Source organism: Cupriavidus sp. HY129, assembly GCF_059492215.1.
Genome location: NZ_CP083255.1, coordinates 652,192 through 669,920 on the forward strand (window position 1 = coordinate 652,192; position 17,729 = coordinate 669,920).

At 64.8% G+C, this 17,729-nt stretch carries 14 protein-coding genes; 8 read left to right on the plus strand and 6 right to left on the minus strand.

Annotated elements, in window-relative coordinates; translation table 11 throughout:
- The first annotated feature begins 4 nt into the window (after positions 1-4).
- On the plus strand, positions 5-1,705 hold the full coding sequence (locus tag K6G35_RS19370) for a lactate permease LctP family transporter (RefSeq protein ID WP_008646178.1): 1,701 nt from the start codon (positions 5-7) through the stop codon (positions 1,703-1,705).
- Positions 1,706-1,779: 74 nt separating this feature from the next.
- Here K6G35_RS19370 and K6G35_RS19375 read toward each other — a convergent pair whose 3' ends face one another.
- The 3 genes from K6G35_RS19375 to K6G35_RS19385 form a co-directional block, all read right to left on the minus strand.
- On the minus strand, positions 1,780-2,919 hold the full coding sequence (locus tag K6G35_RS19375) for a CaiB/BaiF CoA transferase family protein (RefSeq protein ID WP_035883000.1): 1,140 nt from the start codon (positions 2,917-2,919) through the stop codon (positions 1,780-1,782).
- A 23-nt stretch (positions 2,920-2,942) separates the two neighbouring features.
- A complete protein-coding gene (locus K6G35_RS19380) occupies positions 2,943-3,941 on the minus strand; it encodes a Bug family tripartite tricarboxylate transporter substrate binding protein (protein ID WP_008646175.1) in 999 nt (332 codons plus the stop codon).
- A 109-nt stretch (positions 3,942-4,050) separates the two neighbouring features.
- Positions 4,051-5,847: an acyl-CoA dehydrogenase family protein gene (locus tag K6G35_RS19385; RefSeq protein ID WP_008646174.1), complete on the minus strand. Its 1,797-nt coding sequence runs from the start codon at positions 5,845-5,847 to the stop codon at positions 4,051-4,053.
- Between the two features lie 143 nt (positions 5,848-5,990).
- Here K6G35_RS19385 and K6G35_RS19390 point away from each other — a divergent pair, with 143 nt between their 5' ends.
- The 4 genes from K6G35_RS19390 to K6G35_RS19405 all read left to right on the plus strand — a co-directional run bounded on the left by K6G35_RS19390 (position 5,991) and on the right by K6G35_RS19405 (position 9,747).
- A complete protein-coding gene (locus K6G35_RS19390) occupies positions 5,991-6,884 on the plus strand; it encodes a LysR family transcriptional regulator (RefSeq protein WP_008646173.1) in 894 nt (297 codons plus the stop codon).
- 338 nt (positions 6,885-7,222) lie between these two features.
- Entirely contained in the window at positions 7,223-7,525 is a 303-nt protein-coding gene (locus tag K6G35_RS19395; RefSeq protein WP_008646172.1) for a FeoA family protein, read from the plus strand.
- 23 nt (positions 7,526-7,548) lie between these two features.
- Entirely contained in the window at positions 7,549-9,411 is a 1,863-nt protein-coding gene (gene feoB / locus K6G35_RS19400; protein WP_035882999.1) for a ferrous iron transport protein B, read from the plus strand.
- A 15-nt stretch (positions 9,412-9,426) separates the two neighbouring features.
- Positions 9,427-9,747: a DUF6587 family protein gene (locus K6G35_RS19405; RefSeq protein ID WP_286882456.1), complete on the plus strand. Its 321-nt coding sequence runs from the start codon at positions 9,427-9,429 to the stop codon at positions 9,745-9,747.
- Between the two features lie 292 nt (positions 9,748-10,039).
- On the opposite strand, the gene K6G35_RS19410 is transcribed toward K6G35_RS19405, so the two are convergent.
- Complete coding sequence (locus tag K6G35_RS19410; protein WP_152415003.1) at positions 10,040-11,425, minus strand: hypothetical protein; 1,386 nt, start codon at positions 11,423-11,425, stop codon at positions 10,040-10,042.
- 530 nt (positions 11,426-11,955) lie between these two features.
- Between K6G35_RS19410 and leuA the strand changes: the two genes are divergently transcribed.
- Both leuA and K6G35_RS19420 read left to right on the plus strand, forming a co-directional pair.
- Positions 11,956-13,653: a 2-isopropylmalate synthase gene (leuA, locus tag K6G35_RS19415; protein WP_187192314.1), complete on the plus strand. Its 1,698-nt coding sequence runs from the start codon at positions 11,956-11,958 to the stop codon at positions 13,651-13,653.
- A gap of 350 nt (positions 13,654-14,003) precedes the next feature.
- Complete coding sequence (locus tag K6G35_RS19420; RefSeq protein ID WP_369799899.1) at positions 14,004-14,666, plus strand: OmpW/AlkL family protein; 663 nt, start codon at positions 14,004-14,006, stop codon at positions 14,664-14,666.
- A gap of 126 nt (positions 14,667-14,792) precedes the next feature.
- Here the strand turns inward: K6G35_RS19420 and K6G35_RS19425 are convergent, their stop codons facing one another.
- Positions 14,793-16,283, minus strand: coding sequence for an AMP nucleosidase (locus tag K6G35_RS19425; RefSeq protein ID WP_008646521.1), 1,491 nt, complete (start codon positions 16,281-16,283; stop codon positions 14,793-14,795).
- Positions 16,284-16,509: 226 nt separating this feature from the next.
- Between K6G35_RS19425 and K6G35_RS19430 the strand changes: the two genes are divergently transcribed.
- Positions 16,510-16,899 carry a GNAT family N-acetyltransferase gene (locus tag K6G35_RS19430; RefSeq protein ID WP_008646522.1) on the plus strand — a complete coding sequence of 130 codons (390 nt, stop codon included), beginning with the start codon at positions 16,510-16,512 and terminating at the stop codon, positions 16,897-16,899.
- A gap of 67 nt (positions 16,900-16,966) precedes the next feature.
- Here K6G35_RS19430 and K6G35_RS19435 read toward each other — a convergent pair whose 3' ends face one another.
- Entirely contained in the window at positions 16,967-17,722 is a 756-nt protein-coding gene (locus tag K6G35_RS19435) for an NADPH-dependent F420 reductase (protein ID WP_495676874.1), read from the minus strand.
- Between the last annotated feature and the right edge of the window lie 7 nt (positions 17,723-17,729).

The window sequence follows — 17,729 nt, forward strand, 5'->3', positions numbered from 1 at the left end:
CCAGATGCAACCCTGGACCCAGATCTATACGCCGCTGGGCAGCCTCTGGCTGTCCGCGCTCGCGGCGGCGATACCCATCCTGTTTTTCTTCGTCGCGCTCGCGGTACTGCGCATGAAGGGCCATGTGGCGGCAGCTGTCACGCTGGCACTGGCGCTGGCCGTGGCGATCTTCGCGTACGGGATGCCGGCACAGCAGGCATTTGCCGCGGCCGGATTCGGCTTTGCCTATGGCCTGTGGCCAATCGCGTGGATCATCGTCACCGCGGTGTTCCTCTACAAGATCGTGGTCAAGACCGGGCAGTTCGACGTCATCCGCGCGTCGGTGCTGTCGATCACCGATGACCAGCGCCTGCAGATGCTGCTGATCGGCTTTGCCTTCGGGGCGTTCCTGGAAGGTGCGGCGGGCTTCGGCGCACCGGTGGCGATTACCGCCGCGCTGCTGGTCGGGCTCGGGTTCAACCCACTCTATGCGGCCGGGCTCTGCCTGATCGCGAACACCGCGCCGGTGGCGTTTGGCGCGATGGGCATTCCGATCATTGTGGCCGGACAGGTCACGGGCATCGACCCGATGCATATCGGCGCGATGGCGGGCCGCCAATTGCCGCTGCTGTCGCTGGCTGTGCCGTTCTGGCTGGTGTTCATGATGGATGGCGCCAAAGGCGTGCGCGAGACCTGGCCAGCCGCGCTGGTCGTCGGTGGCAGCTTCGCCGTCACGCAGTACTTCACGTCGAACCACATCGGTCCCGAGCTGCCGGACATCACGTCGGCACTGGTCAGTCTGATCTCGCTCGCCGCGTTCCTGCGTGTGTGGCAACCGCGCTCGGCATCGCAAGCGGCTGGTGGCACGGTTGCGGCTGGCGGCACTGTGGCGATGGCCGGGTTCGGTGGCGGTATGGGTGCGCCCGCGAGCCGCAAAGCATCGCCCTACACGTTCGGCCAGACCGTGCGCGCATGGGCGCCGTTCGGCATTCTGACCGCCATCGTCACGGTCTGGAGCCTGGCACCGTTCAAGGCGCTGTTCGCCGGCAACGGCGCGCTGGCGGGAACGGTACTGAAGTTCAAGGTACCGATGCTCGACCAACTCGTGATCAAGAGCGCCCCGATCGTGGCATCGCCCAAGCCCTACGAGGCTGTGCTGAAGCTCGACCTGCTGTCGGCCGTCGGTACCGCGATCCTGCTGACCGCCATCATCTCTGCGGTGCTGCTGCGCATGAAGCCGAGCGATGCCATCACCACCTTCAAGGAAACGCTGCTGGAACTGCGCCGTCCGATCGCCTCGATCGGTCTGGTACTGGCGTTCGCGTTCGTCGCCAACTACTCCGGTATGTCATCGACGCTGGCGCTGCTGCTGGCCGGAACCGGCGCGGCGTTCCCGTTCTTCTCGCCGCTGCTGGGCTGGCTGGGGGTGTTCCTGACCGGCTCGGATACGTCGTCGAACGCGCTGTTCTGCTCGCTGCAGCATACGACCGCGCATCAGATCGGCGTATCGGACACGCTGCTGGTGGCCGCCAACACCACGGGCGGCGTAACAGGCAAGATGATCTCGCCGCAGTCGATCGCAGTGGCCTGCGCGGCGACGGGTCTGGTCGGCAAGGAGTCGGAACTGTTCCGCTTCACCGTGAAGCACAGCCTGCTGTTCGCAGCCATCGTGGGTGTGATCACGATGATCCAGGCGTACTGGCTGACGGGGATGATTCCGGGGTAAGAAGCGGTGAGGTCGTTTTTACACCCCTCTCCCGCGCGGGAGAGGGGTGCGCATACCAACGGTTGACACCCAATTCAATCGTTCGCCGCCTCGCGCGGCAGGAACTGGTTGCCTTCGGTCAGCGGTGCATACCGGTACGTCGCCGGCGTGCGGCTCAGTTTGACCGGGGCGCCCAGGCCCTTGTAGCCGCCGGGCATCTCCACCACCATCTCGCGATGGGCGGTATGCGGATGCGTCAGTGCATCGGGCACCGACAACACCGGTGCGCACGGGACACCGGCCGCAGACAGTTCGTCGGCCAGCGCCTTCCCGTCCCACGTGGCCAGCTTCGATTCCAGCGTGCCCTTCAATTGCGCCCGGTTGACCGAGCGCGCGCCTGCCGTTGCAAAGCGTTCGTCGTCGGCCAGCTCCGCCACGCCGAGGTACTCGCACAGGATGCGGAATTGCCGATCGTTGCCGACGGCAAGGAAGATCGGATCGGTCGCGGTGGCCACCGTGTCGTACGGGTAGATGTTCGGATGCGCGTTACCGGTGCGCGCGGGCGTCTTGCCGCTCATGAACCAGTTGGCCGCATGGGGATGCAACAGCGACAAGCCCGAGTCATATAGCGCCGATTCCACGAACTGCCCACGTCCGCTGCGCTCTCGCTCCTGCAATGCCAGCAGCACGCCCAGCGCGGCGTTCAGACCAGTGACCATGTCCACCACGGGCAAACCAACTCGCAGCGGTTCCCGGTCGGCCTCGCCGTTGATGCTCATGATGCCGGCCATCGCCTGGATCGCCGCGTCATAACCCGGCAGGCCACCCAACGGACCATCGGCGCCGAAGCCGGACACGCGGCAATGCACGAGCCGGGGGAAGCGCTGCGACAGCACATCGAAACCAAGGCCCCATTTCTCGAGCGTGCCGGTCTTGAAGTTCTCGATCAGCACGTCGGCATCGGCCAGCAGCGTCAGCAAGACTTCGCGGTCGGTATCGGCCGTCAGGTCCAGCTTCATGATGCGCTTGTTGCGATTGAGGCCGAAGTAGTACGACGCCACGCCATCGCGGAACGGTGGCCCCCAGGTGCGTGTGTCATCGCCCTGCGGCGGCTCGATCTTGAGTACGTCTGCGCCGTGATCGCCGAGGATCTGGCCGCAAAGCGGGCCGCCCAGAATGCGCGACAGATCGACTACGCGAATGCCTGCCAGCGCGCCGGGTGTGAATGGCGTCATGTCTCCTCCTGTTCTTGTCATGATCAGTCGAGCTGCGCGCCCGACTTCTGCACCACGGAACGCCATTTGCCGACTTCCGACTTCACGAAACCACCAAGCTGCTCTGGCGTGGTGGCCGGCGCGAACTCCAGCCCCTGCGCCAGCAGCGTCTTGCGCACGTCTGGCTGTGCCAACGCATCGGCAAATGCGTGATTGAGCTTGCGGATGACTTCCGGCGGCGTACCGGCAGGTGCTACCACACCGAAGAATACCGAAACATCGAAGCCGGCAACACCCTGTTCCGCCACGGTGGGCACATCGGGCAATGCCTGCGAACGCCCTTTCGTGGTCACCCCGAGCGCACGCACCTTGCCGCTCTTGATGAACGGCAGCGCGGTCAGCACATCGGTAAAGGTCATGCTGACCTGCCCACCCAGCAGATCATTGAGCGCCGGGCCGGTGCCCTTGTATGGCACATGCTGGAAATCGGTGCCGGCCAGGTTGTTGAACAGCACACCGGCCAGATGCGACGATGCGCCATTGCCCGACGACGCATAGGACAGCTTGCCCGGATGCGCCTTGCTGTACGCGATCAGCTCCTGCACGTTCTTCGCGGGCACGCTCGGATTTACCACCAGCACATTGGGCAGTTGGCCAATCTGGATCACCGGCGCGAAGCTCTTGACCGGGTCGTAGTTGATCTTGCGATACAGGCTGACGTTGATGGCCAGCGGCGCCGACGTGCCGAACATCAGCGTGTAGCCATCGGGCTCGGCACGCGCGACGACTTCCGCGCCGATGTTGCCGCCCGCTCCCGCGCGGTTCTCCACGACCACGGGCTGGCCAAGGCTGTTCTTCAACGCAGCGGCCAGCGTGCGGGCCATCGCGTCGGTAGGTCCGCCGGGCGGATAGGTCACCACCAGCATGATCGGCTTGCTCGGGAATTCCTTCTGCGCGAAGGCCGGTGTGGTGGTGAGCGTGAACGTGCAGGCGACCAACGAGGTCAGCGCGGCAAGGGCCGCGCGGCGGTGCCATTGGGGCATGATGGGTTGTCTCCGGTAAAGCTTTTTATGTTTGGAATGCGCGCCGCGGGCGCGCGAGGTGCGCCGTTGCGGGCGCACCGTACTGCCTGGGTGTTCTCTGGGTGAGCCGTCAGAACACGTTGATCTGGTCCACGGGCCCCGCCGCGCGCACCACGCCATCGGCGGGCGGCTCCACGGTTTCGGCCAGCCACTCGGGTTCGACGCCGCCGCCGAGCGGATCCTGCGGCAGCACGCGATGCACCAGCACCAGTTGCGCCAGCCGCATCCGGCGAACCGAACCGATCTGGCCGGCTTCCCATGCCATGGCGACGGCACTGGTCACGTGATACAGCGCGGAAGCTGCCTGACGCGCCAGCACGTCACCATCGGCCCCAGCGTCTGCCGCACGGGTCGCCAGCGCGACGGTGTTGGCCAGCGCCAGGTCGAACGTGGCGCGCGCAGTGGCATGCATCGGCGTATCGCCAAGCAGCGCCTGCAGGTGTGCCTGCAACACGGGCAGCGAGCCCTCGCGGCGAATTGCGCGCAGCACGTCGAGCGCGACGATATTGCTCGTGCCTTCCCAGATGGAACCGAGATGCGCGTCGCGCACGAGGCGCGGGTCGCTCCATTCCTCGATGTAGCCGCAGCCGCCGCGGATCTCCATCGCATCGCCCGTGACCTTGCGCGCATCGCGGCAGGCGCGGAACTTGATCAGCGGTGTCAGGATGCGCATCAGCGGATAGGCGTCGGCATCGCCCGCATCGGCACGGCGCAGGGCTTCGGCAGTCTGGAAAACCATCGTGCGCGCCTGCTCCGTGGGCAGCGTCAGCTTCAGCAACTGGCGACGCATCAGCGGCATGTCCGCCAGGCGCCTGCCGAACGCGCGGCGCTCGCGGGCGATGAACTGGCCCTCGGTCAGCGCCCGGCGCATCAGGCCGGCCGCTCGCACGCCGTTGGACAGGCGCGAATTGTTGATCATGTCGGCCATCTGCACGAAACCACGGCCCAGTTCGCCAACCAGGTAGGCGTGCGCGCCCTCCAGCCGAATCTCGCCGCTGGCCATCGAGCGTGTGCCGAGCTTGTCCTTGAGACGGATGATGCGGAAGTGGTTGGCGCTGCCATCCGCCAGCGTGCGCGGCAACAGGAACAGCGAGACGCCCTTGATGCCGGCAACGGCCGAACCGTCGGCTTCCTCCACCCGCGCCAGCACCATCGCCAGCGCGGCATCGGGATTCGAGCAAAACCACTTGTCGCCCACCAGACGCCAGCCGCCCTCGGCGTTGTCGTCGCGAATCGCGCGGGTGGTCGTGGCAGCGACGTCAGAGCCGGCCCCCTGCTCGGTCATGAACATCGCGCCCTGATAGAGGTCGTCGAACACCTGCGTGGTCAGGTTCGGCAGGAATCGGTCGACCAGCGCCGGATCGCCGAACTTGCGCAACGTGCGCGTCAGCGAATCGGTCATCGACAGCGGGCAGCACAGGCCGAATTCGGCCTGCACGAACAGGTAGGTCAGTGCGTACTTCGCGGCCGGGGGCATCGGCTTGTCCCAGCCGAGCACGCCGCCGCGATGCGACACCGCAGCCAGCCCGAATTCCGAGAACGCCACGCGCTCCAGTTCCACATAGGACGGATGCTTGTGGATGCGCTGGGCATCAAGGCCGGTGCGGGTGCGGTGCGACAGCGTGGGCGGCGCGTGATCGGCCTCGTTGGCCAGTTCGTCGAGCACGCCGCCGGCCAGTGCGCCCATGCGCTCGAGGTGCGGCAGCAGGTGGTTGAACAGGTCGGCCGGCAGGTAAAGCGGCAGCAGCGCGCGCAGGTCCGGATCGGCCGTGAACAGACTCGCGCCATGGCGATCTGGCACCGGATGCGCGGCAACTTCGGGGTACACGGTGGTGGACGCGGCTGGACGCGCGGCGCTGGTCGGCATGAATTGTCTCCTGGAGGTCCCCGTCCTGGACACGATGCCTGTCGGGCGGCTGTCGGGCGGGATGGTTTGCGTCCATTATTCAAACCCCAACGATTCGTGTCTAATTCTAAAATTGGCTCGATCAATACAAATTTTGTATCGCCATGGAATTCCGACATCTGCGCTACTTCCTTGTGCTCGCCGAGGAACTTCATTTCGGGCGCGCCGCCCGGCGACTGTCGATTTCGCAGCCGCCGCTATCGCTCAATATCCAGCAACTCGAAGCCTCGGTCGGCGCCCGGCTGTTCGAACGCGACAGCCGTGGCGTGCGCCTGACCGCGGCCGGACGCGCGTTTCGGGAATCGGCCATGGCGCTACTGGCGCAGGCCGAGGAAGCCCGCCTGCTGGCGCGGGAGATCGAGGCCGGCGCGGTGGGACGGCTGCGGGTCGGCTTCGTGGGGTCGATGCTCTATCGTGGCCTGCCCCAGCGCCTGAAGGAATTCCAGGCGCGCTATCCCGGCATCCACGTGGCCCTGACCGAGCTGAACTCGCAAGAGCAGATTGATGCACTTTTACACGGTGAACTCGATGCGGGCTTTGTCCATACCAGCCGCGTGCCGGATGAGCTGGCCACCACGCTGGCGCACCGCGAACCGTTTGTCTGCTGCATGTCAGCCAAGCATCCGCTTGGCCAACAGGATACGGTAGCGCTCACTGACTTACGCGGCGAGCCATTCGTCCTGTTCTCCCGCAAGGCGTCGCCCGACTACTACAGCCGCATTTTCGACATGTGCGCCGCGCACGGCTTCTATCCCCAGATTCGCCATGAGGTGCGGCACTGGCTGTCCGTGGTGTCGTTGGTGTCACAGGGGATGGGGATTGCCGTGGTGCCGGCTGCGATGGCGCGCTCCGGCATGGCAGGTGCCGCGTTTCGGCCACTTGCGGATGCGACCGTGCCCTCGGAGGTGTATTGCGTGTGGAAACAGGCGCCGGATCACCCGGCACGCGACCATTTCGTCGAAATGGTCAGGCTGGCCGCCAGCGAGGCAGACATCTAGTCACTCGGCAAGAACACGCCAGGAATGCGCCAAAAGAAGAAGCCACTGGCCGAAGCCAGTGGCTTGAGAAGTACGCGTGGAACGGGGTGTTCAGCGTGCTTGCAGCTTAGCCCCGAGGCAACTTCGCAACCAATACCGCAATTGTGTTATTCGGTACATAAGGGGGGTTTACCGGGGGCAAATCGTCGTCGATTTCCCAATTTGCGATGCGCGGTAAACCACCGTCAAAGCGCCAAACTGCTACGAATGCTATACAATCGAGAACGATTTCTATTTACGTACCCGGCAGGTTCCGAGCCTGCCGCGCGGCGCTGATCGCGCCCCTGGACTGGAAGCATATGCGGTTGTCTGAACTGCCCCGGCGCACTGCCGCTGTCGTGAAATCCGTGGATGACGAATTCACGCATGATCCCATTGCGCGCCGTCTGCGCGACCTGGGTTTCGTGCCCGGCGAGACCGTGCAGATCATCGCGTTCGGACCGTTCGGCAGGGATCCGCTCGTTGCCCAGGTTGGCTACTCGCGATTCGCGTTGCGCCGCTCGGAAGCCGCCCGCATCACCGTGGAAGTGGCCAGCGCCACCGTGACCAGCATCGCGCCAGCCGGCGAAACCGAAGCGCCGCCATCGCAGCGCATCGCGTAACCGGCCTGCCCCTTCGCACTCACATGTCAGTCGCACAGAATCCCACCGCCGCCCTGCGCATTGCGCTGGTAGGCAATCCCAACTGCGGCAAGACCGCACTGTTCAATCGTCTCACCGGCAGCCGCCAGAAGGTGGCCAACTACGCGGGCGTCACCGTCGAACGCAAGGAAGGCCAGTTCGTGTCGCCGGGCGGTCGCACGGTTCGCATCCTCGACCTGCCGGGCGCCTACAGCCTGGACTCCGCCAGCCTGGATGAAGCCATCACGCGCGAGGTCTGCCTGGGCCAGCGCCCGGGCGAGACGCGCCCGGACCTGATCGTGTCCGTGGTGGCCGCCACCAATCTGCGCCTGCACCTGCGCTTCGTGCTGGAACTGCGCCGCCTTGGGGTGCCGATGGTGGTGGTGCTGAATATGAGCGATGCCGCCGAACGGCGCGGCATCAAGATCGATCGCGAAGCGCTGTCGCGTGAACTTGGCGTGCCAGTGGTGCAAACCGTCGCGGTCAAGCACGATGGCGCCGCATCGCTGATCAAGCTGTTCGACGACACGCTGCCACCGGCGCCGCCGGCCCAGCCGCTCGATAGCGTGTCGGAGCTTGATACGCACGCCGAGGTCAAGCGGCTGCTCGACGTCGCCGTCACGATGCCCACGCGCACCGCGCAGTTCGAGGACAAGCTCGACGGCGTGGTGCTGCACCCGGTTTTCGGCCTGGTCATTCTGGCGGTGCTGCTGTTCTTCATGTTCCAGGCCGTGTTCTCGTGGGCCACGCCGTTGATGGACGGCATCGAGGCCGGCGTGCACTGGTTCGGCGAGCTGGTCGGCACGACGATGCCCGACGGGATGCTCAAGAGCCTGATCGTGGACGGCATCATCGCGGGCGTTGGCAGCGTGATCGTGTTCCTGCCGCAGATCCTGTTCCTGTTCCTGTTTATCCTGACGCTCGAGGAATCGGGCTACCTGCCACGCGCGGCGTTCCTGCTTGACCGCCTGATGATGAGCGCGGGCCTGTCCGGCCGCTCGTTCATTCCCCTGCTCTCCAGCTTCGCCTGCGCGATTCCGGGGATCATGGCCACGCGCACGATCCAGGATCCGCGCGACCGGCTGACGACCATTCTCGTGGCGCCGCTGATGACCTGCTCGGCACGCCTGCCTGTCTACGCGCTGCTGATCGCCGCATTCATTCCGGAACGCACGGTGGCCGGATTGTTCAACCTGCAGGGCCTGGTGCTCTTCGTGCTCTACGTGGCCGGCATCGTCAGCGCGCTGCTGGTGGCGTACGTGCTCAAGTGGTTCCGCCGCGACCACACCGAGCATCCGCTGCTGATGGAGTTGCCGGCGTATCGCGTGCCGAATCCGCGCGACATCGCCATTGGCCTGTGGGAACGCGCCCGCATCTTCCTGTCACGCGTCGGCCGGGTAATCCTGACGATGACGGTGCTGCTGTGGTTCCTGGCGACGTTCCCGTCGCCGCCCGAAGGCGCCACCATGCCGGCAATCGACTATAGCTTCGCGGGGATGATCGGGCGCGCGCTCGAGCATGTCTTCGCCCCGATCGGCTTTAACTGGCAGATCTGTATCGCCCTGGTGCCCGGCATGGCTGCGCGCGAGGTCGCCGTGGGCGCGCTGGGTACGGTCTACGCGCTGTCCGGCAGTGACGACGCCGTGGCCACGCAGCTCGCACCGATGATTGCCGCTCAGTGGCCGCTGGCCACCGCGCTGTCGCTGCTGGCGTGGTACGTCTTCGCGCCGCAGTGCATCTCCACGCTCGCCGTGATCCGTCGCGAAACCAACTCCTGGAAGGTGATGGCCGCCTCCGTCGCCTATCTGGGCGGGCTGGCCTACCTCGCGTCGTTTATCACGTACCGCGTGGCGTTGATGTTCAGTTGAACAGGCACAAAGACCATGACGCTCTATCAAGCCTTTGAAACGCTGGTGGTTCCGCTGATCGTGCTGGCCTGCGCCCTGCACGTGGTGGGCCGCTACATGCCGCGCACACGCGAGCGCGTGAAGGCGAGTCTGGCGGCAGGGCTGGGCGGCGCATCGGCCAGCGGCTGGCGTGGCTGGGTCGCGCGGCGACTCGCACCTCGCGAGGCCGCCGGTTGCGCCACAGGGTGCGATACGAATAGTGGATGCAGCACCTGCGGATCCAATACCTCGACCAAGTCGACAGAGTCGGGCAGCGCCAGCAACGAGCATATTGTCCGCTTCGTGCGCAAATCCTGACGACCGGATCGACGGATGATGCCTGACGACGGCGACCTGAAAAGGTCGCCGTTTTCATTTGTGGGGATGCAACTCAGGCACGCAGAAATGGGTACGCCTTGATCCGCCTGCGTCCCTCTCCCACGGCGCAGGCAAGGGGTTGGGTGAGAGGGCGTGGAGGCTCTGCTTGCCACCTTGTCGCAATTTGAGCCGCTGATCCCTCTCACCCGGCCCCTCTCCCGCAAGCGGGAAAGGGGAGCGAACCAAGGAGGCATGCGTCCGCAGAAACGGGTACGCACCCCGCCGGAGTACGTTACTGTGCCGTGCCCGGAATCGTGATCGACAGCGGCATGGCCTCCACCCCGGCCGTGCATGTCGCCGTGACCGAGAAGGGGCCAGCCGCCGTCGGCAGGATCGACGCCGAGTTGGGCGCAAGCACCGACTGCGCGACCACGATATTGCTGCTCGTCGTCGACCACGCCCAGCTCGTCCCGCAACCGGTGATGCCCTCATCCACACCACGATGCAGCAGTTGCACCGCGATGGTCGCGCCAGCCAGGCGGTTCACTACCAATGGCTGTGGACCGTTGTAGACCAGCGCCCAGGTTGGTTGCTCCGTGACGAACAGCGTGGCGCGCGGCTTTGCGCTCAACGTCAAGCTGCCGGCCATCTCCGAAAGAATGCTCTGGAGCGGTGACGCACCGTTCGGCCGACCGGTGCTGACCGTGGTGAGACGTGTCGAGGAATCCGGCAACACGAGTAACGATGGCGATGTGGTCGTAAAGGTCCACAGGCCGGTGAAATCTGGGGTCGAGTCGTTTCCATCGCTACGCACCACCTGCGAGAGGTACGTCTGTGGGTAGCCGTTGAGCACGTTCAGCGCGTTGATCTGCGAGCCGTTCTGCGACAACACGAGCCGGTAGCTCGATACACCGGTCGGGAACACCGACACCGGGAAAGCGCCGGTCAGGGTGCTGCCATCCGGTGCCGTGACCTGAACGCTGACCACGGACAGGGCGACGGTGCTGCCCGCATTGACGCCAAGCAGCACGCCGACATTGGCCACGCCTGCCGCCTGCACCGCCGACGTGGTGCTGCGCCAGGTCCATCCGGTGGCACTGGCGGAGCGATCCGCGCCGTCGCTGTCGATCAAGGATGCCGTCACGCGCAGGGTCTGCCCGTCCGTCATCGAAAGCGATGGGTACGGCAGCGCGAGGCTGTACGTCCTGCTACCCGGCGCAACCACCGTAATCGTCGCCGATGCCTGTGGCAGCACGGTCGTCGCATTATTGGCGCCGGTCACGGTCGCCACCACGCTGATGTTGGCGATACCCAGACCCACGCCGGTCACCACTGCGCCGCCCGGTACCGATGCGTTCGCCACGACGGCGATGGAGGAATTGATGGTCGACCAGGCGAATGTGGTCGAACCGGTAACGTCATTGCCAAGATTGTCAACGACTGACGCAGTCAGCGGCATCGTGTCGCCTACCGCGACCTTGCCCGAGGTCTGGTTCAACACCAGCGTATAGGACGTTGCCACCGCGGCGGAGCCGCCGCTGCCGGCGCTACCGCCACTGCCCGCGCCGCCGGATGGCGCCGATCCCGAGCCCGAACTACCGCCTCCGCCGCCGCATGCCACCATCAGCATGGCGATCGCCGCACAGGCGAGCCATGTGGTCCACGTACGTGTCCGCATGATGATCCCCTCTTGTAGTTTTGGGCCCGTTCCCAGAATCAGACTAGGCGCGATGCGGCGGATGCAATACCGGCCAGAGGATTGAGTGCGAACCAACACAAGAGGCTCGTTTCATCCCTTTGTCGGAAGACGCAACCGCCATGACGGCCGCAGATCGCACCAATGCAGCACGCATCCACGCGGATCCGCGTCCGATCCCGGGTTGACGCCAGCCCGTGTTCTGCACTACGCTCCTTGAGTCGCGCAACCGCTGCGACACATTTCCCAGCACGATGACCGCCACCGCACTCAACCTCCGCCACGCCGCCGATGCCTTGCGCATCGATGCCGCCGTGCGCGCGTGCGTCGCGGGCCTGCTGTCGTGCCGCGCCCTGGGCGCTTCCTCGCTACTGCTAAGCCTACCGATCGGTTGCCGGGCCTAGAGCCCTGTGGCAGTTCGGCAGCCTTTCGCCACCGTTTTTCCGTCCGTTTTCCATTTTTGACGCATTCGTCGCATCTTCCCTTAGCGAGGAAGGAGAATTCCCATGCCCATGTTGCAGGATCCATCCACCAAATATCGCCCCGCCACCACGGTCGACTTGCCTGACCGAACCTGGCCGTCGCGCCAGATCACGCGCGCGCCGCGCTGGATGAGCACCGATCTGCGCGACGGCAACCAGGCGCTGATCGAGCCGATGAACAGCGCGCGCAAACTGCGATTCTTCGAACAGCTCGTCAAGATCGGGCTCAAGGAAATCGAGGTGGCATTCCCCTCCGCATCGCAGACCGATTTCGATTTCGTGCGGATGCTGATCGAAGAAGATCGCATCCCCGAAGACGTCAACATCGTCGTGCTGACCCAGGCGCGCGATGACCTGATCCGTCGCACCGTAGAGTCCGTGCGCGGCGCCAGGCGCGCAACGGTGCATCTCTACAATCCGATCGCGCCCGCGTGGCGCCGCATCGTGTTCAATACATCGCGCGAGGAGATCAAGGAAGTGGCCGTCTCCGGCACGCGCCTGATCCGTGAGCTGACCGATGCCATGCCGGAAACCGCATGGACCTACGAGTACTCGCCCGAAACCTTCAGCCTGGCCGAACTCGACTTCTCGCTCGAAGTATCGGACGCGGTGTCCGCCGTGTGGGAGCCCGATGCCAACCGACCGATGGTTCTGAATCTTCCGACCACGGTGGAATGCAGCACCCCCAATGTGTTCGCGGACCAGGTCGAATGGATGCATCGCCGTCTGGCGCGGCGCGAGCACATCGTGCTGTCAGTGCATCCGCACAACGATCGTGGCACTGCCGTGGCGGCGGCGGAACTGGCCGTGATGGCCGGCGCCGATCGCGTGGAAGGCTGCCTGTTCGGCAACGGCGAGCGCACCGGCAATGTGGATCTGGTCACGCTGGCGCTGAACCTGTACACGCAGGGCGTGGACCCGCAACTGGACTTTTCCGATATCGACGAAGTGCGCCAGTGCGTCGAGCACTGCAATCAGTTGCCTGTGCATCCGCGTCATCCGTACGTGGGCGACCTGGTCTTCACGGCATTCTCGGGCTCGCATCAGGATGCGATCCGCAAGGGATTCGCCCAGCAGAAGGACGATGCGATCTGGGAGGTGCCTTACCTGCCAATCGATCCGGCCGACCTCGGACGCAGCTATGACGCGGTGATCCGTGTGAACAGCCAGTCCGGCAAGGGCGGCATGGCCTATCTGCTCGAACAGATGCACGGCATCTACATGCCGCGCCGCCTGCAGATCGAGTTCAGCCGCGCAGTGCAAGCCATGACCGATGAAACCGGGCTCGAGGCCAGCGCGGCGGATCTCTACGCACTGTTCCGCCGCGAGTATCTCGACGTCGAGGCGCCACTGCGCTACGTATCGCATCGCATGGTATCGGCCAGCGACGCCGCCGCGGAAGTGGAAATCGATATCGTGCGCGATGGTCGTCCGATGCGCATGCGTGGCACGGGCAATGGTCCGATCGATGCGGCAGTGGATGCGTTCACGCGCAGCCTGGGCGTAGCGGTGCGTGTGATGGACTATCACGAGCACGCCATGACCACGGGCGCCGATGCCAACGCAGCCTGCTATGTCGAAGTGCGCGTTGCGGACTCGGCCACGGGCTTCGGCGCGGGCGTCGATCCCAGCATCGTCACGGCGTCACTGAAGGCCGTGGTCTCCGGTATCAATCGCCATCTGCAGACCCGCGACATGTCGGAAGCCGTGCAGGCCAGGGCGGCCTGATGACTGTCGGATGCCCTGCATCCGAGAAAACCGGTGTGCCCTCCCCCCAGAGGGCACACCGCGAAAGACGTCCTCTCGGACGCCCACGACATGCGCGGTGCACAACCACGTGCGCACAGCGTACGGGGGCGGCCGCGTGGGCGCCACGAATCATTCCGCATGTGGATAGAAGTCCTGTCCGCACAAGCTTGATCGCCGTTTGCACAAAGCGGTGGCGATCTGTCGCGCACAGGCGACGGTCAATCCCCCTTTCGAGAGCAGGGTGATTCTTGCTTGTGCTATGTCAAGGTCTGCAAGGGAACCACGGGACACACTGGGCGCACATTTTCAATGTCCAGTGCTTCCCGACCATGACCACTACCCTCTCTCCCCGCCGCAAGACCCTTGTTTCCTCCATCTGCATGGCGCTGACCGCCGCCACGATCGGCGCGCTCTCGGCACCGGCCGTGGCCGCCGACGAACAGCAGAGCAACTGGATGATCCGCCTGCGCGGCACGTTCCTGAACATGGACAACAAGTCCGACCCGGTTGGCGGTGTGGGCGCATCTGACCGGATCAGCGTCAACAACAAGTGGATTCCGGAACTGGACGTTACCTACTTCATCGTGCCGAACATCGCCGCTGAACTGGTGCTGACGATTCCGCAAAAGCAGGATGTCCGTCTGGATGGCGCGAAGATCGGCACGTTCAGCCACCTGCCTCCGAGCCTGCTGCTGCAATATCACTTCATTCCGAATGGCACCTTCCGCCCCTATGTTGGCGCTGGTGTGAACGTGACCCGCATCTGGAACGCAGACATCGCCGGCAACTCCCTCGGCCTGGACCGCTGGAGCGTGGGCCCGGCCCTGCAGGTCGGTATGGACTACAAGGTAACCAAGAACTGGTTCCTCAACGTCGACGTCAAGAAGATCTGGATCTCGAGCAACGTCTATGCGAATGGAACGGGCCAGAAGGTATCGAACGTGCAGCTCAATCCGTGGCTGTTCAGCGCCGGTGTCGGCTATCGCTTCTAAGCGGCAATTTTTCTCCTCCTTGTCAAACGGCTGAGCTCGCGACGGCTCACTCCGATTCCAGGCGCGCGGTGATACCGCGCGCTTTTTTTCGTTCACGAAGACAAGGAGGAAGGTGTCTCGGGTGTCTTATCGGAATGCTGGCTCGTCGAAGCTGCGCAGCTTTCGCGAGTGCAGTTGTTCGACGCCGTTCTCTCGCAGTATGCGGATCGCCTCCAGCCCGATGGTCATGTGCTGGCTCACGCGCTGGCGGTAGAACGCATTCGCCATGCCGCGCAGCTTGAGCTCGCCGTGTAGCGGCTTGTCCGATACGCACAGGAGCGTGCCGTAGGGCACACGCAGTCGGAAGCCATTGGCGGCAACCGCGGCGCTCTCCATGTCGATGGCAATCGCGCGTGACTGGTTGAAGCGCGCGTAGAGCGACTTCGATTTCAGTTCCCAGTTGCGATCGTCGGTAGACACCACCGTGCCAGTGCGCATCCGTGTCTTCATCTCGGTACCGGACAATCCCGTCACACGCGCCACCGCTTCCTGCAATGCCACCTGGATCTCGGCGATTGGCGGCACCGGTACCCAGGGCGGCAGGTCATGGTCGAGCACGTGGTCGTCGCGCACATACGCGTGCGCCAGCACGTAGTCGCCAAGCTGCTGCGAGCGGCGCAGCCCGCCGCAGTGGCCCACCATCAGCCAGCAATGCGGGCGCAGCACGGCGAGGTGGTCCGTCATCGTCTTCGCGTTGGAAGGCCCCACGCCGATGTTGACCAGCGTGACACCCAGCCCATCCTCGCGCACGAGGTGGTAGGCCGGCATCTGCGGCAAAGCACGTGGACGTGTCGCGTCATCCGGCTCTTGCTCGCCGAGTTGCTGGATCACGTCGCCGGGCTCGACGAAGCGCACATAGCCATCGCCACCGTCACCGGCCATCAGCGAACGGCCCAGTGTCACGAACTCGTCGACGTAACGTTGATAGTTTGTGAACAGCACGAAACGCTGGAAATGCTGCGGCGCGGTACCCGTGTAGTGATAAAGCCGCTGCAGCGCCAGATCCACGCGCTCCGCCGAGAACAGCGACAGCGGCCAGGCTTCGCCCGGAGTGGGCTCATACGTGCCATTGGCGATCGAGTCGTCGATGCGGCTCAGTTCCGGCAGCACGAATGACGCCTCGAGTTCACGCGCCTGCGTGTAGCTGATATCGGTGGTCGATGCTTCGATCACAAACGGCAGCGGGATCGGTCGGCGCGAAATCCCTACCACCACCGGCACGCGGTGATAACGCATCAGACGCTCGATCTGGTCGCGGTAGTAGTCGCACAGCAGGTCCGGCCGCGTCACCGTGGTGCCATAGACCCCCGGATAGGCCACCGTGCCCCAGGAAGGCCGGCTATCAGTGACCATCGTCTCCAGATTGACCGAGATGCCCAGATACGGATAGCACGCGTGCGCGGCCGACGGCAGCGGCTTGCCCTGGGCAAACGCGTCAAATCGCGCGCGCACGGCGGCCACTGAGCTGTCATAGATCTCGCGGATACGCGCCAGCGCGCTATCTGCGTCGTTGAACTCGGCGAGTTGATCTGCCGGGTGGGCGGAGGAGAAGATCGTGGCATTCATGGCAGGCATCATACCGCTAGCCCAAGGGACACGACAGGGCCCCGCGCAGGCCCTCGTGCGGCACCGAACGCGTGGGATTAACGGATAAAGTTGTTTGACGCAGCCGTGTTCGCTTAGCTACACTCTGTCGCCAAAACGCGCGAACCATACGCGCGCCCGTGGCGGAAGGCACTGGCGTACCCCCACTTTCGTGGGAGTAAGGCGCGCGTGCCCAAGTACCAGGCTGGAGGAATCGTCAATGGAAATCCGCAACCCGTTGCCCGCAGATATCGAGGCAGCCCGGCGTCTGCTTGCCGCCAATGGTTGGGAACAACAGGTCAGCAATCCCGAACGGTTCGCGCAGCTCATCGCCAACTCGCAACGCGTCGCAGTGGCGGTGGAGGGCGGCGAGGTCATCGGCTTCGCGCGCGCGCTCTGCGACGACATCGCAAACGGCTATATCTCGATGGTTGCCGTGGCGCCACAGCATCGCCGCCGCGGTGTCGGCCGCGCGCTGCTGCGGCATGTCATGGGCAACGATCCGGATATCACCTGGGTTCTACGCGCGGCGCGCTCGTCGGAAGCCGCATTCTTCGGCCAGCTCGGGTTCACGCCGTCGATGGTGGCGATGGAATGGCGGCGCCGCTAAGCAAGGCCGCCACCAGATCTCACTGATCAGGTCTCACTGATCAGGTCTCACAGCAGGCATCACGGGCTCAGGCACACGGCGCGGAATTTTGCGCCATGGCACGACGGAATTCCGCTTCCGTGCCCTCCATGTGGAACAACTTGCCTCCCGGCGCGAAGCGGTCGGCGCTGGACAGGCCTCCCACCACCACGGGCTGAAAGCCCGCATCGCGTACCAGCCTGCCGGCAATGATCAGCGCGCCGGCATCGTTCCCCGCCATCGGCACCGCCATCAACGGCCCCTTGCGATTGCTCTCACGCGCGAAAGACCCCGCGCTTGTGAAATTGAAGACGCGCACGACGCGCGCGCCCGGCAGGTACTTGGCAGTGGTCACCCCGATGCCATTGGCTTTGACCTCCTCGACGATCGCCCCATCTCGCGGCGCCACCGCGTTGGTGGCGTCGAGCACGATCTTGCCCTTCCAGTCATGCTGGCTGCCCAGTTCGGGCAACGCGCCATAAGGCACGGCAAGCAGGACGACATTGGAAAACTCGAGGGCCTGGTCCACGGTCCCGGCCTGTGCCAGCGATCCCAGTTTCTCGACCAACGGCTTGAGTTCTTCGGGATGGCGCGACGAGAACATCACCGGATGCCCCACACCCACCCAGATTCCCCCGATCGTGCCGCCGATATGGCCGGCACCGATTACGCCGATCTTCGATCTCGGCTTGCCGCGTAGTGACTGTGCCGACGCCGGCAACGCCACGGCGCCCAACGCCGCGGACGCCACCCCGATCAGGAAACCGCGCCGCTCACTCCGAAACCCCTTGCCTGTCTGGCTCATGACACGC

What these genes read in the sequence shown, in the direction of transcription:
- K6G35_RS19370 (WP_008646178.1), top strand. Translation starts at nt 5, where the DNA reads ATGCAACCCTGGACCCAGATCTATACGCCGCTGGGCAGCCTCTGGCTG.
- K6G35_RS19375 (WP_035883000.1), bottom strand. Translation starts at nt 2,919, where the DNA reads ATGACGCCATTCACACCCGGCGCGCTGGCAGGCATTCGCGTAGTCGAT.
- K6G35_RS19380 (WP_008646175.1), bottom strand. Translation starts at nt 3,941, where the DNA reads ATGCCCCAATGGCACCGCCGCGCGGCCCTTGCCGCGCTGACCTCGTTG.
- K6G35_RS19385 (WP_008646174.1), bottom strand. Translation starts at nt 5,847, where the DNA reads ATGCCGACCAGCGCCGCGCGTCCAGCCGCGTCCACCACCGTGTACCCC.
- K6G35_RS19390 (WP_008646173.1), top strand. Translation starts at nt 5,991, where the DNA reads ATGGAATTCCGACATCTGCGCTACTTCCTTGTGCTCGCCGAGGAACTT.
- K6G35_RS19395 (WP_008646172.1), top strand. Translation starts at nt 7,223, where the DNA reads ATGCGGTTGTCTGAACTGCCCCGGCGCACTGCCGCTGTCGTGAAATCC.
- feoB (WP_035882999.1), top strand. Translation starts at nt 7,549, where the DNA reads ATGTCAGTCGCACAGAATCCCACCGCCGCCCTGCGCATTGCGCTGGTA.
- K6G35_RS19405 (WP_286882456.1), top strand. Translation starts at nt 9,427, where the DNA reads ATGACGCTCTATCAAGCCTTTGAAACGCTGGTGGTTCCGCTGATCGTG.
- K6G35_RS19410 (WP_152415003.1), bottom strand. Translation starts at nt 11,425, where the DNA reads ATGCGGACACGTACGTGGACCACATGGCTCGCCTGTGCGGCGATCGCC.
- leuA (WP_187192314.1), top strand. Translation starts at nt 11,956, where the DNA reads ATGTTGCAGGATCCATCCACCAAATATCGCCCCGCCACCACGGTCGAC.
- K6G35_RS19420 (WP_369799899.1), top strand. Translation starts at nt 14,004, where the DNA reads ATGACCACTACCCTCTCTCCCCGCCGCAAGACCCTTGTTTCCTCCATC.
- K6G35_RS19425 (WP_008646521.1), bottom strand. Translation starts at nt 16,283, where the DNA reads ATGATGCCTGCCATGAATGCCACGATCTTCTCCTCCGCCCACCCGGCA.
- K6G35_RS19430 (WP_008646522.1), top strand. Translation starts at nt 16,510, where the DNA reads ATGGAAATCCGCAACCCGTTGCCCGCAGATATCGAGGCAGCCCGGCGT.
- K6G35_RS19435 (WP_495676874.1), bottom strand. Translation starts at nt 17,722, where the DNA reads ATGAGCCAGACAGGCAAGGGGTTTCGGAGTGAGCGGCGCGGTTTCCTG.